15 protein-coding genes are annotated in these 12,556 nt (G+C 71.1%); 7 read left to right on the top strand and 8 right to left on the bottom strand.

Annotated elements, in window-relative coordinates; translation table 11 throughout:
- Positions 1–106: 106 nt before the first annotated feature.
- Positions 107–601, top strand: coding sequence for a hypothetical protein (locus ACQHII_RS18455; protein WP_427920327.1), 495 nt, complete (start codon positions 107–109; stop codon positions 599–601).
- Between the two features lie 3 nt (positions 602–604).
- On the opposite strand, the gene ACQHII_RS18450 is transcribed toward ACQHII_RS18455, so the two are convergent.
- From ACQHII_RS18450 to ACQHII_RS18435, 4 genes are all read right to left on the bottom strand, one after another.
- The gene (locus ACQHII_RS18450) at positions 605–1,225 is read right to left on the bottom strand and encodes a Maf family protein (RefSeq protein WP_427920326.1); all 621 of its coding nucleotides are present in this window, start codon (positions 1,223–1,225) and stop codon (positions 605–607) included.
- Positions 1,226–1,256: 31 nt separating this feature from the next.
- Positions 1,257–1,385, bottom strand: coding sequence for a morphogenic membrane protein MmpB (gene mmpB / locus ACQHII_RS18445; protein ID WP_355903251.1), 129 nt, complete (start codon positions 1,383–1,385; stop codon positions 1,257–1,259).
- Between the two features lie 104 nt (positions 1,386–1,489).
- Positions 1,490–1,699, bottom strand: a complete 210-nt coding sequence (locus ACQHII_RS18440) for an acyl-CoA carboxylase subunit epsilon (protein WP_093628832.1) — start codon at positions 1,697–1,699, stop codon at positions 1,490–1,492.
- A gap of 13 nt (positions 1,700–1,712) precedes the next feature.
- Positions 1,713–3,317, bottom strand: a complete 1,605-nt coding sequence (locus ACQHII_RS18435) for an acyl-CoA carboxylase subunit beta (protein ID WP_427920325.1) — start codon at positions 3,315–3,317, stop codon at positions 1,713–1,715.
- Between the two features lie 111 nt (positions 3,318–3,428).
- On the opposite strand from ACQHII_RS18435, the gene ACQHII_RS18430 reads away from it, so the two are divergent.
- Positions 3,429–4,292 (top strand): biotin--[acetyl-CoA-carboxylase] ligase, encoded by an 864-nt coding sequence (locus tag ACQHII_RS18430; RefSeq protein ID WP_427920324.1) that lies wholly within the window; start codon positions 3,429–3,431, stop codon positions 4,290–4,292.
- A gap of 317 nt (positions 4,293–4,609) precedes the next feature.
- Positions 4,610–5,764 carry an adenylate/guanylate cyclase domain-containing protein gene (locus tag ACQHII_RS18425; RefSeq protein WP_200711667.1) on the top strand — a complete coding sequence of 385 codons (1,155 nt, stop codon included), beginning with the start codon at positions 4,610–4,612 and terminating at the stop codon, positions 5,762–5,764.
- 7 nt (positions 5,765–5,771) lie between these two features.
- Here the strand turns inward: ACQHII_RS18425 and ACQHII_RS18420 are convergent, their stop codons facing one another.
- Together ACQHII_RS18420 and ACQHII_RS18415 are read right to left on the bottom strand one after the other, a co-directional pair.
- A complete protein-coding gene (locus ACQHII_RS18420) occupies positions 5,772–6,206 on the bottom strand; it encodes an ester cyclase (RefSeq protein ID WP_427920323.1) in 435 nt (144 codons plus the stop codon).
- A gap of 51 nt (positions 6,207–6,257) precedes the next feature.
- Positions 6,258–6,881 carry a hypothetical protein gene (locus ACQHII_RS18415; RefSeq protein WP_427920322.1) on the bottom strand — a complete coding sequence of 208 codons (624 nt, stop codon included), beginning with the start codon at positions 6,879–6,881 and terminating at the stop codon, positions 6,258–6,260.
- A gap of 146 nt (positions 6,882–7,027) precedes the next feature.
- Here ACQHII_RS18415 and ACQHII_RS18410 point away from each other — a divergent pair, with 146 nt between their 5' ends.
- The 3 genes from ACQHII_RS18410 to hutH all read left to right on the top strand — a co-directional run bounded on the left by ACQHII_RS18410 (position 7,028) and on the right by hutH (position 10,658).
- Positions 7,028–7,822: an enoyl-CoA hydratase/isomerase family protein gene (locus tag ACQHII_RS18410; protein WP_427920321.1), complete on the top strand. Its 795-nt coding sequence runs from the start codon at positions 7,028–7,030 to the stop codon at positions 7,820–7,822.
- A 76-nt stretch (positions 7,823–7,898) separates the two neighbouring features.
- Entirely contained in the window at positions 7,899–9,044 is a 1,146-nt protein-coding gene (locus ACQHII_RS18405) for a diguanylate cyclase domain-containing protein (RefSeq protein ID WP_427920320.1), read from the top strand.
- 75 nt (positions 9,045–9,119) lie between these two features.
- Positions 9,120–10,658 (top strand): histidine ammonia-lyase, encoded by a 1,539-nt coding sequence (gene hutH, locus ACQHII_RS18400; protein WP_427925346.1) that lies wholly within the window; start codon positions 9,120–9,122, stop codon positions 10,656–10,658.
- A gap of 42 nt (positions 10,659–10,700) precedes the next feature.
- Here hutH and ACQHII_RS18395 read toward each other — a convergent pair whose 3' ends face one another.
- Both ACQHII_RS18395 and ACQHII_RS18390 read right to left on the bottom strand, forming a co-directional pair.
- Positions 10,701–11,516 (bottom strand): hypothetical protein, encoded by an 816-nt coding sequence (locus tag ACQHII_RS18395; RefSeq protein ID WP_427920319.1) that lies wholly within the window; start codon positions 11,514–11,516, stop codon positions 10,701–10,703.
- Between the two features lie 41 nt (positions 11,517–11,557).
- The gene (locus ACQHII_RS18390) at positions 11,558–11,851 is read right to left on the bottom strand and encodes an LAETG motif-containing sortase-dependent surface protein (protein ID WP_362985111.1); all 294 of its coding nucleotides are present in this window, start codon (positions 11,849–11,851) and stop codon (positions 11,558–11,560) included.
- A gap of 130 nt (positions 11,852–11,981) precedes the next feature.
- Between ACQHII_RS18390 and ACQHII_RS18385 the strand changes: the two genes are divergently transcribed.
- The gene (locus ACQHII_RS18385) at positions 11,982–12,335 is read left to right on the top strand and encodes a hypothetical protein (protein ID WP_200712146.1); all 354 of its coding nucleotides are present in this window, start codon (positions 11,982–11,984) and stop codon (positions 12,333–12,335) included.
- Positions 12,336–12,556: the final 221 nt, after the last annotated feature.

Raw genomic sequence — 12,556 nt, 5'->3', positions numbered from 1 at the left:
CAATGATTCTTTGCCCCTGACACAACCCTTGTCCCGAGGTTTACCCGTTAGTAGCGTTCGGGGTGTCTCGAACGGAAGTGGGTGGGGGCCGGTGGTGCGCAGACCGGTGGCATGGATCTTGGCGGTCGTCCTCTTCGTGGAGGCCTTCGGAGTGGCCGCGCTGAACTGGTTCCTGGGGATCGTCGCCGACCGCCAGAACATGTCCCTGGCCGGCATCGACCCGGACGCGATGTCCGTCTCCTCGAAGGTGGGAGGAGTGGTCTTCGGCCTCTACTTCCTCCTGTGCGCCGTGGTCGCCCTGCTGGTCGCGATACGCGACCGGGCCCCGGCCGGCCTCGGCCGCATCCTGCTGATCAGTGTGGCGGTGGTACACGGACTGCTGGCCGCGTTCGCGTGGGCCATGGTGGAGGGCAAGGCCGCGTTCGCGTTCATGGTGGTGGTGCTCGGCCTCGTGATCCTGCTGCTGATGACCTACGACCGCCTGGAGGGCCCCTCCGACGCGGCCCCGGCATCGGAGGGCCCCAAGGACCCGAAGGACCCCGAGCGGCCCGACAAGGACCCGGCGCCGATCGTCCCGCCGCCGGCCCCCAGCCCCTCCTGAGCGCTACTTCTCCCGGGGCGTCCACAACTCCGTGATGCCGACGCCCAGTTGGCCCAGCAGGCGGCGAACGAGCGGCAGGCTGATGCCGATCACGTTGCCGTGGTCGCCGTCGATGCCCTCGATGAACGGCGCCGAACGGCCGTCGAGCGTGAACGCCCCTGCCACGTAAAGGGGTTCGCCCGAGGCGACGTACGCGGCGACCTCGGCGTCGGTCGGCTCGCCGAAGCGGACGACGGTCGACGCGGTCGCCGAGACGTACCGGCCGCTCGTCGTGTCGTAGATGCAGTGGCCGGTCTGGAGGGTGCCCGCCCGGCCGCGCATCGACTTCCAGCGGGCGGTGGCCTCCTCGGCGTCGGCGGGCTTGCCGAGGGCTTCGCCGTCGAGGTCGAGCACCGAGTCGCAGCCGATCACCAGCGCGCCCTGCACCTCCGGGCGGGCGGCCACGACGGAAGCCTTCGCCTCGGCGAGTGCTCGCGCCAGTTCGGCCGGGGTGGGGGCGGAGATCGCGTCCTCGTCCACCCCGCTCACGATCACCTCGGGGTCCAGTCCCGCCTGGCGCAGGAGGCCCAGCCGGGCGGGGGACTGGGAGGCGAGCACGAGGCGGCGGCGCGGCTGATCTGTCATACGGCCAGGGTATCGGCGGCGCCGCGGCCGCTTACGCCAGTCCGATCACGATCATCGCCAGGACCATCGCGAGTGCCATGAGTACTCCGAGTCGCCGCAACATGACCTGCATCTCCCGCAGTTCCTCGGGAGGCTCGTCATCGGGGTCGGACCACAGCATGGCACCAGCGTGCGGCTTGGGTGGGGGCGGGCGCCTGAGTACTCGTACTCAAATCGGCGCCCGGAGTTTCCCCTTCGTGCGCGGTTCCCCGCGCCCCTAAAACCTTAGCCCGGCCAGAAAGTGCGGGTCCACGCACTCGGCCCCGGGATCGGGAGCCTCGCCGTCGCGATCCTCGACGGGTCCGACCACGCGTCCCGCTGCCTCGGTGCGCCGGGCGGAGTTGTCGTCGCCGCCGCGGCGCGGGCCCTGACCACCGCCAGGGCGGCGGCCAGCTCCTCCGGGGTCGGGTTGCCCCTTACGACTTTGATGTTCATGGAGGCCGCTCCTCTACAGGGGGATGTTGCCGTGCTTCTTCGGGGGCAACGACTCGCGCTTGGTGCGGAGTTGGCGCAGGCCCCGGACCACGTGGCGGCGGGTGTCGGAGGGGAGGACGACCGCGTCGATGTAGCCGCGCTCGGCCGCGATGTAGGGGTTGAGGAGGGTGTCCTCGTACTCCTGGATGAGGCGGGCGCGCACCGCGTCCAGGTCCTCGCCGGCGGCCTCGGCCTCGGCGAGCGTGCGGCGGTGCAGGATGTTGACCGCGCCCTGGGCGCCCATGACGGCGATCTGGGCGGTCGGCCAGGCGAGGTTGAGGTCGGCGCCCAGGTGCTTGGAGCCCATGACGTCGTAGGCGCCGCCGAAGGCCTTGCGGGTGATGACCGTGATGAGTGGGACGGTCGCCTCGGCGTACGCGTAGATCAGCTTCGCGCCTCTGCGGATGATGCCGTAGTGCTCCTGGTCGACGCCCGGGAGGAAGCCGGGGACGTCCACGAAGGTGAGGACCGGGACGTTGAACGCGTCGCAGGTGCGGACGAAGCGGGCCGCCTTCTCGGACGCGTCGATGTCGAGGCAACCGGCGAACTGCATGGGCTGGTTGGCGACGATCCCGACCGGGCGCCCTTCCACCCGGCCGAAACCGGTGAGGATGTTCGGCGCGAAGAGGGGCTGGGTCTCGAAGAACTCCGCGTCGTCCAGGACGTGTTCGATCACCGTGTGCATGTCGTACGGCTGGTTCGCGCTGTCCGGGACCAGGGTGTCCAGCTCGCGGTCCTCGTCCGTGACGGAGAGGTCCGCCTCCTCCGGGAACGCGGGGGGTTCGCTGAGGTTGTTGGACGGGAGGTACGACAGCAGCTGCTTGACGTACTCGATCGCGTCCTTCTCGTCGCCCGCCATGTGATGGGCCACGCCGGACACGGAGTTGTGGGTGCGCGCGCCGCCCAGCTCCTCGAAGCCGACGTCCTCGCCGGTGACCGTCTTGATGACGTCCGGGCCGGTGATGAACATGTGCGAGGTCTGGTCGACCATCACCGTGAAGTCGGTGATCGCGGGGGAGTAGACCGCGCCGCCCGCGCACGGGCCCACGACCAGGGAGATCTGCGGGATCACGCCGCTCGCGTGGGTGTTGCGGCGGAAGATCTCGCCGTACGCGCCGAGCGAGGCCACGCCCTCCTGGATGCGGGCGCCGCCGGAGTCGTTGATGCCGATGACCGGGCAGCCGGTCTTCAGCGCGAAGTCCATCACCTTGACGATCTTCTGGCCGTAGACCTCGCCCAGGGCGCCGCCGAAGACCGTGAAGTCCTGGGAGAACACGGCGACGGGGCGGCCGTCGACCGTGCCGTAGCCGGAGACGACACCGTCGCCGTAGGGGCGGTTCTTCTCCAGGCCGAAGTCGGTGGACCGGTGCCGGGTGAACTCGTCGAACTCGACGAAGGAGTCCTCGTCGAGGAGCAGGTCGATCCGCTCACGGGCCGTCAACTTGCCCTTGGCGTGCTGTTTTTCGACCGCGCGCTCCGAGCCCGCGTGCGTCGCCTCCTGGGTGCGGCGCCGAAGATCCGCGATCTTCCCGGCGGTGGTGTGGATGTCGATCTCTTGAGGCGCTTCCGGCTCGGACATCGGGATTACGGCTCCCTGCCTGCTCAAAAGGGGGGACGGTTACTCATTCGTAGAGTAGTGGCGTGCCTACCGATCGGCAGTGCGGCGTACAACACACCTAGGGTGGCTTGCATGACGCCGCGAGATGCCTCAGACGACAGCAGCCGTTGGTCCGATCTGGAACGGCCGCCCCTCAACGCCGACGCGCTGCGCCGCGGGCTCGTCCGGGCGGGCGGGCTGTGGACCGGGGTGGAGGTCGTGCAGTCCACCGGCTCTACCAACTCCGACCTCGTCGCCCTTGCCGCCGCCGGCAAGGCGGCCGAGGGCGCCGTCCTGGTCGCCGAGGAGCAGACCTCCGGGCGCGGACGGCTCGACCGGCAGTGGACGGCACCGGCCCGCTCCGGGCTCTTCTTCTCCGTCCTGCTGGAGCCGGGTGACGTCCCCGTGGCCCGCTGGGGCTGGCTCCCGCTGCTCACCGGTGTCGCCGTCGCCACCGGCCTGGCCCGGTCGGCCGGCGTCGACACGGCACTCAAGTGGCCCAACGACCTGCTGGTGACTGTCGGTGGCGAGGAACGCAAGGCCGGCGGCATCCTCGCCGAGCGCGCCGGGGACACCGCGGTGATCGTCGGCGTCGGCATCAACGTCACCCTGCGCGAGGACGAGCTGCCCGTGCCCCAGGCCGCCTCCCTCGCCCTGGCCGGGGCCGTCGCCACGGACCGCGACCCCCTGCTGCGGGCCGTTCTGCGGTCCCTGGAGCACTGGTACGACAAGTGGCGCGCGGCGGGCGGCGACCCGGTGGAGAGCGGCCTCCAGGAGACCTACGCGGCCGGCTGCGCCACGCTCGGCCGGGTCGTACGGGCCGAACTGCCCGGGGACCGGTCGATCACCGGGGAGGCCGTAGCGATCGACGGGGACGGGCGGCTGGTCCTCGCGACGGAGGACGGAGTGCAGGAGCCCGTGGGGGCGGGCGACATCGTGCACCTGCGCCCCGCGTGACCTTGGCCGCTGTGGGGCTGTCGTGTCGGTGTGACGCGATCGGTTGCGGCGGGCTTGGTCCGGTCCGGGTTGTCGGGGTGGTGGATCGTCGGAGTGGTTGTGATGATCGCTGGGGAGTGTGGTCGGTCTCGGGCTGTGGCGGACGGAGTGCAGGAGCCGGTGGGGGGCGGGCGAATTCGTGCGTCTGCGCCCCGCGTGACCCCGACCGCTCTTGTGGCCGCTTTGTCCGCGTGACTCACGGAGTGAGCTGGCCCACACCTGCCGTAGCATTGGGCCCGGTCGATACCTGACCGTGGCAGATCGGAAGGGCAGCAGGCGTGACCGTCGACGACACGGGCTCCGGCGCGGACGCGGACGGCCGGGTGGACCCCGATGCCGCCGGTGGCCGGGCCGACCCCTATGCCGCCGATCCCGGCGAAGACCCCCTCGCGCTGCGCCTCGAAGGGCTGATCCTGGGCGCGGAGCGCCGTTACACCCCGTTCCAGGCGGCCCGTACCGCCGGTGTCTCCATGGAGCTGGCCACCCGTTTCTGGCGCGCCATGGGCTTCGCGGACGTCGGCCAGGCCAAGGCGTTCACGGAGGCGGACGTCCTCGCGCTGCGCCGCCTCGCCGGTCTGGTCGAGGCGGGGCTGCTGAGCGAGGCGATGGCCGTGCAGGTGGCCCGCTCCACCGGGCAGACCACCGCGCGGCTGGCCGGCTGGCAGATGGACTCGTTCCTGGAGGGCCTCACCGAGCCGCCCGAGCCCGGCATGTCCCGTACCGAGGTGACGTACCCGATCATCGAGCTGCTGCTGCCCGAGCTGGAGGAGTTCCTCGTCTACGTGTGGCGGCGCCAGCTCGCCGCCTCGGCCGGCCGGGTCGTCCAGGCCAGCGACGACGAGGAGATGGTCGACCGGCGCCTCGCCGTGGGCTTCGCCGACCTGGTGGGCTTCACCCGGCTGACCCGCCGCATGGAGGAGGAGGAACTCGGCGAACTGGTCGAGGCCTTCGAGACCACCGCCGCCGACCTCGTGGCGGCGCGCGGCGGCCGGCTCATCAAGACCCTGGGCGACGAGGTCCTGTTCTCCGCCGACGACGCCGGGGTCGCCGCCGAGATCTCGCTGCGCCTGATCGAGACCATGGCCCACGACGAGACCATGCCCGAACTCCGCGTCGGCATCGCCTTCGGCACGGTCACGACCCGCATGGGCGACGTCTTCGGCACGACGGTCAACCTCGCCTCGCGGCTCACCTCGATAGCTCCCCGCGACGCCGTCCTCGTCGACAGCGCCTTCGCCGAGGAGCTCATCCGCAGCGGCGAGGCGCCCGCCTCCGAGGCGGAGGCGGCCGAGGCCGCGGCCACCGCCGAGAAGGAGGGCGAGGAGCCCCCGACGTACCGCTTCGCGCTCCAGCCGATGTGGCAGCGCCCGGTGCGCGGCCTGGGTGTGGTGGAACCCTGGCTGCTTACCCGCCGGGACTCGGCCCCCGCGTAGGTCTCTGCTACGGCGCGATCCCCAGCTGGCGCAGGATGCCGAGCTCGTCGGGGCGGTTCCAGCGTTCGACGATGTGGTCGTCCTCGACCCTGAAGATGTTGGTCCCGTGCAGGGTCAGGGGGCGGCCCCCGGCCGGGGCCGGCACCCCGAGCAGCTCGCCGCGCTGTGTCCCGGCGGCGGTGAAGTGCTCGACGACCAGGTCGCCCTCGGCGATCATCAGGTCCGGCTCGCTGTGCCAGTCGGGACACGCCTCCCGGAACAGCGCGCCGGCGGTGCGGAAGCCCTCACGGTCGCCGGGCCCGTTGAACGGCGGGTCGTGGTCGACGAAGTCCTCGGCGAGGTACTCGTCGACCGCGCCCAGGTCGCCCTTGGTGAAGAGTGCGTCGATGAACGCGCGCACGAGCTCTTTGTTCTTGTCGAGGGTGGTGTCCGATGCGTTCATGTCTTCAGTCTCACGCCGTCCACAAACCGGCACAAACGGTGGGGCTTCGGATCAGTCACGGTGGACCAGTGGGTCCACGCAGAGCCCGATGATCGGCACGCAGAGACTCGGCCGACTCGGCGCCGGGGCAGGGGAGTTGGCGGTCCTGCTCGGGGTCGGCGTGGGGGCCGGCTGCGGGGCCGCGCTCGTCGCGGGAGCCTGGGGGGCCGGTGCGGTGACCGGTGCGTGCGGCTGTGGGGCGGTGCCGGCCTCCGACGTCGGCTCCGTCCGCGGGACGGTCGTGGGTGCCGTCGTCGCGTACGGAGTCGGTACGACGCCGGAAGCCGTGGTCGGTGTCGCGCCCGCGCCGCCCATCACCGAGTTCGCGGAGGGGATCGTGGACGGGAACGCCGTCGGGTCCGCGCTGATCGTGGCGGCGGCGTTGGCCGGGTGCCCGGCGCCGCTCTGCTCCGCGTCCACGTCCGGGCTCGGCTCCGCCTCCGCCGTGCCCACCCCGCCGACCCCCGACTCCGGCGTCAGCCGTACGAGACTCAGCACCCCGGCGGCCACCGCGAGCCCGCCGAAGGCGAGCAGCACCTTGCGGGGCTTGGGGCGCCGGTGCCGGCCCCGGGGGAGGACGGGTGGCGCCGCGTCCGCGGTGTCCTCGGCCCGCTCCGCCTGCGTGGTCGTCGTCACGATCCCTCCCCTGTCGTGTGGCGGACGCACGTTATGCGCTTCTCCGGGCGGTGCGGCGGGAGTTGGGCGGCATGTCACCCGAACGGGGAAGGGCCGTGCGATGATCGGGGCGAGTTCAGTTAACCCACGTTAACCAGGAGGGTGTCATGAGCGAGGAACGGTTCGGGGAGTTCGTGCTGGTGCGGCTCCACGACCATGTCGCGGAACTCGTCCTGGACCGGCCCAAGGCCATGAACGCCGTCTCCACCGCGATGGCCGGGTCCGTCGCCGCGGCCTGTGCGGCGCTGGCGGCGGACCGGGACGTCCGCGTCACCGTGCTGACCTCCTCGCACGAGCGGGCCTTCTGTGTCGGCGCCGACCTCAAGGAGCGCAACTCGCTCACCGACGCCGAGCTCGTACGGCAGCGGCCGCTCGCGCGCGGGGCGTACACCGGTGTCCTGGAACTCCCGATGCCGACGATCGCCGCCGTGCACGGGTTCGCGCTCGGCGGTGGCTTCGAACTGGCCCTGTCCTGCGACCTGATCGTGGCGGACGATACGGCGGTGGTCGGGCTGCCGGAGGTGTCGGTCGGGGTGATCCCGGGCGGTGGCGGTACGCAGCTGCTGCCCCGCCGGGTGGGCGCGGCCCGGGCGGCCGAACTCATCTTCACCGCACGGCGGTTGGAGGCGGAAGAGGCGGCGGAGCTGGGGCTCGTGGACGTCCTGGTGGAGGCCGGTCGGGACCGCGAGGAGGCCCTTGCCCTGGGTGCGCGCATCGCCGCGAACTCGCCGGTCGGCCTGCGCGCGGCCAAGCGGGCGCTGCGGCTCGGGCACGGGCTGGATCTGCGGGCCGGTCTTGAGGTCGAGGACGCGGCGTGGCGGTCGGTGGCGTTCTCGGGGGACCGGGCGGAGGGCGTGGCCGCGTTCAACGAGAAGCGGAAGCCGCAGTGGCCCGGTGAGTAGCGGCTCTTGTCGCGCGTAGACACCTGTTCGCCGCATCAATGTCCCGATATGCCCCAAAACTCCCTAGCCTGGAGTGATGGGTGAGGACAGGCGGCTGGCTGCCGTGGTGGAGCTGGCGCAGGGGATGGCGGCGGCTCACACCCCGCGCGAGTCCTGGCGGGCGGCGGCGGGCGGGGCGTGCCGGGCGCTGGACGGGAGTTTCGCCGCGCTGTCGGTGTGGGAGCGGGAGCTGGGGCGGCTGCGGGTCCTCGTCAACGTGGGGGAGCGGGCGGCGGGCGAGGAGGAGTTCCCGGACGCCGAGACCTACCCGGTGCACCAGTTCCCGGAGATCACCGAGTTCCTGCACGAGCGCTGGGCCGGGGGCGGTGAGCCCAACGCCTGGGTCGAGACCGCGGAGGGCCTGGCCGCGGGCAGTCCCGGCTACTGCCATCAGCGCGTGGCGGCGCTACGGCGTCGTAGGCGCGGCTGTTGTGTGGTCGCCCCGATCGTGCTGCACGGGCGGGCCTGGGGTGAGCTGTATGTGGCGCGGGCGGTCGGGGCGCCCGTGTTCGGGCGGGACGACGCCGACTTCGCGACCGTGCTGGCCTCCGTGGTCGCGGCCGGGCTCGCGCAGACCGAGCGGCTGGAGGAGGCTCGGCGGCTCGCCTTCACGGACGCGCTGACCGGGCTCGCCAACCGGCGGGCCGTGGACGTACGGCTGGACGAGGCGGTCGAGCGGCATCGGCGGGACGGGGTCGTGGTCAGCCTGGTCGTGTGCGATCTGAATGGGCTCAAGCGCGTCAACGACACCCAGGGGCACGCGGTCGGTGACCGGCTGCTCGAACGGTTCGGGTCGGTGCTGTCGCTGTGCGGGGCGATGCTGCCGGGGGCCCTGGCCGCGCGGCTCGGCGGGGACGAGTTCTGTCTGCTCGCGGTCGGGCCACCCGCCGACGAGGTGGTCGACGCGGCGGGCGAACTGTGCCGCAGGGCCGCCGAGTTGGAGCTGGGGGAGGGTGTCGCGTGCGGGGTCGCGTCCACCGAGGATCCGATCGGGGCGGTACGGTCCGGCCGGCGGCTGTTCCGGCTGGCGGACGCGGCCCAGTACCGGGCGAAGGCGCTGCGTGCGGACCGGCCGGTGGTCGCCGGGCGGGACGGCCCGGACGATCCGGTGGTCCGGCTCGCGGACTCGCCGACCCCGGAGATGCCGGCGGAGCGGCGGCGGTTCCGGGGGCGGCGGACGTGACGTACCTGTAAGGGTCCAACCCGTCCCCCGGTAGTGACACTGCCGCATTCAATGCGTACGCTCCTGAATATGGATATGCACACTGTGGTGGTGGGGACGTCGGGGGTCACCGCGTCCGACGTTCTTGCCGTGGCGCGCGGGGGCGCCCGGATCGAGCTTTCGGGCGAGGCCGTCTCGGCGCTCGCCGCGGCGCGGGAGATCGTGGACGCGCTGGCCGCCAAGCCGGAGCCCGTGTACGGCGTCAGCACGGGGTTCGGGGCCTTGGCGTCCCGGCACATCAGCCCGGAGCTGCGGGCCCAGTTGCAGCGCAACATCGTTCGCTCGCACGCCGCGGGGATGGGGCCGCGGGTGGAGCGGGAGGTCGTGCGCGCTCTCATGTTCCTGCGGCTCAAGACCGTCTGCTCGGGGCACACCGGTGTGCGGCCCGAGGTCGCGCAGACCATGGCCGATGTGCTCAACGCCGGGATCACCCCCGTTGTTCACGAGTACGGCTCTCTCGGGTGCTCCGGTGACCTCGCCCCGCTCTCCCACTGCGCGCTCACGCTCATGGGAGAGGGCGATGCGGAGGGTCCGGACGGGCTTGTGCGGCCCGCCGGCGAGCTGCTGGCGGAAGCCGGGATCGCGGCTGTCGAACTGCGGGAGAAGGAGGGGCTCGCCCTTCTCAACGGCACCGACGGCATGCTCGGGATGCTGGTCATGGCGCTCGCCGACCTCGACATGCTCTACAAGTCCGCCGACGTCACGGCCGCGCTGTCGCTGGAGGCGCTGCTCGGTACCGACAAGGTGCTCGCACCCGAGTTGCACGCCATCCGGCCGCACCCCGGGCAGGGCTCCAGTGCCGCCAACATGCTTGCCGTGCTTGCCGGTTCGGAACTCACCGGGCACCACCAGGACGGTGCGCCCCGGGTCCAGGACGCGTACTCCGTGCGGTGTGCTCCGCAGGTCGCGGGTGCGGGGCGGGACACGATTGCGTATGCCCGGCTGGTCGCGGAGCGGGAGTTGGCCTCGGCCGTCGACAACCCCGTTGTGCTGCCCGACGGTCGGGTGGAGTCCAACGGCAACTTCCATGGCGCGCCGGTGGCTTACGTCCTCGACTTCCTTGCCATCGCCGCGGCCGACCTCGGGTCGATCGCCGAGCGTCGTACCGACCGGCTGCTCGACAAGAACCGGTCGCACGGGCTGCCGCCGTTCCTCGCCGACGACGCCGGTGTCGACTCGGGGCTGATGATCGCCCAGTACACGCAGGCCGCGCTGGTGAGTGAGATGAAGCGGCTGGCCGTGCCCGCCTCCGCCGACTCGATTCCGTCCTCCGCGATGCAGGAGGATCACGTCTCCATGGGGTGGTCGGCCGCGCGCAAGCTGCGCACTGCTGTCGGAAACCTCACTCGGATCATCGCGGTGGAGCTGTACGCGGCCACGCGCGCGGTGGAGCTGCGTGAGGGGCTGGCCCCTGCGCCCGCTTCCCGGGCGGTCATCGATGCCGTACGGGCGGCGGGAGTCGAGGGTCCGGGGCCGGACCGCTTCCTGTCTCCCGACCTCGCCGCGGCGGAGGCGTTCGTGCGTGACGGGTGTGTGGTGGAGGCCGTGGAGAAGGTCACCGGGCCGCTGCTGTAGGGAAGTCGGGGCCCGGTCGTGGCAACGGCCGGGCCCCGTACGTCACTTCAGCTTGGCGGACTGGGCGGTGACCACCGCGGCCGGGATGGCGTAGGCCTTCTGCGACATCAGGGCGCCGAGGTTGACCGTGTAGTACGTGACGATGGTGCTGCCGTGCCGCACCACCTCGGTGTGCACGGTGCCCGTCTCGCCGCCGGTGTCCTCCATGACGGCGGTCGCGCCGAACGCCACCGACTCGTCGCCGGAGTCCGAGGCCTTCTCGGCCGTGACCCCGGTGTACTTGGTGCCGTCGGAGCCGGGGACGAGGGTGAAGCCGCCGGCGCAGGTCTTGACCGCGTCGGAGATGGTCTTGAACGTCTTCTCGGCGCCGTCGCCGTCGTACGACGACAGGCCGACGACGGTGGTCGTGCGGTCCATTGCGGAACCGAACGCGTCCTCGAGCTCCGCCTCGCTCAGGTCCTCCACGGACTTGGACGGGGTGGCGGAGGCCTTCTTCGCCTCGATGACCATCCTGTTCGTGGCCGTGGCCGCGTCGCCCGGCGCCTGCCCGGCCATCGCCCAGGCCAGCGGGCGGCACTGCGCCTTGTCGACGGTGACGGCGCTCTTGGTCGCGGGGAAGGTCTTGCCGACCGATCCGACCTCGTAACCGGTGACATCGCCCTTCGCGAGGGCCAGCTTCTGCAACTCGGCGGCGCTGAGCGCCTTCGCGGAGTTCTTGGTGGTGCCTTCGGCGTTGCTCTTGGAGTCGTCGCTCTTCGCGGTGTCCGAACCGCCGTCGGAGCAGCCGGTGATGAGGGCCAGCGACAGTGCGCCCACCGCGACGGTGACGCACAGCCGTATGCCCGATGATCTCTTCATGAGCGGACTATGAAGCTTGAGTCAAGTAATCGTCAAGCAAGTTAAAACCCGAGGCGCTCCCGTCGCACCGAATACGCCACGAAACCGGCGCCGAGACCGAGGAAAATGGTCCCGCCGACGATGTACGGCGTGGTGTCCGGGCTTCCGGTGTCGGCGAGTTGGGTGTCGTCCGAGTAGGTGGTGACGGCCGAGGAGGTCACCCTTGCCTGCTGGGTGACCTGGGAGGTTGGTGTCGCCGAAGTCTCCACTCTCACCTGGTCGGTCACCGTCGCGTTGGCGGAGGGGACGAACCACAGGGCGCCCAGCAGGGTGCCCGCGGCGGTGGCGGTCAGCATCGTTCGGCGAGCGGTTGACACGGAATATCGATCCCCTTGTGGCGCTGGCGAATTGGCCGTGTGGAGCGATGCTAATGAACAGTGCGGGTCGCGGGAAAGTCACGGTGCCTGTGGGCCGTACGCTCCCGGCATGAGCACTCCAGAGACATCACGTTTTGTACGCCTTCGTGTCGAACTCGTTCTTGAAGTCGAGAACGAGGACGCCGTGACCAAGGCCGCGCTGGCCAAGATCGCCGACGATCCGGAACTGCCCGGGGACGAGCGGGTGCACGCCGAGAGCGCTGTGACGGAAGACACCGCCGAGGCCCTCGCCTATCTCGTCGACCCGTTCGACCTGGTCGGCGAGATGCCCGGGGTCGAACTGGCCCAGGCCTCATGGAGCAGCGAGGAGATCGACTACGACCCGGATTCGCCGGATTGGGACCTCGACGAGGATGATGTCGACGGCGACGAGGAAGCAGACGGGACGGCAGTGGTCGGCTGAGCCGTGCGCGGGACCATGTGACCCCGGGCGGCAACCGCTGTCCGGGGTTTCGTCGTCTCAGTGGTTCCGGGCGTCACAGTGGACGTGGTGTGCCCCACAGATTGTGGGTAAGCGGAACGGGGCGCACCAGTCGTAGCGTTGAATTCTTAAGAACTGTTTAGGACTCTTCCAGGACTGTTCAACGGGGCGCTCGGGTTTTTGGTGATTCGGCAACGATGGAG

It is taken from the genome of Streptomyces sp. cg40, assembly GCF_050320165.1.
In the GTDB taxonomy this organism is placed as follows: domain Bacteria; phylum Actinomycetota; class Actinomycetes; order Streptomycetales; family Streptomycetaceae; genus Streptomyces; species Streptomyces hokutonensis.
This window is presented reverse-complemented; position numbering and strand designations above follow the sequence as displayed.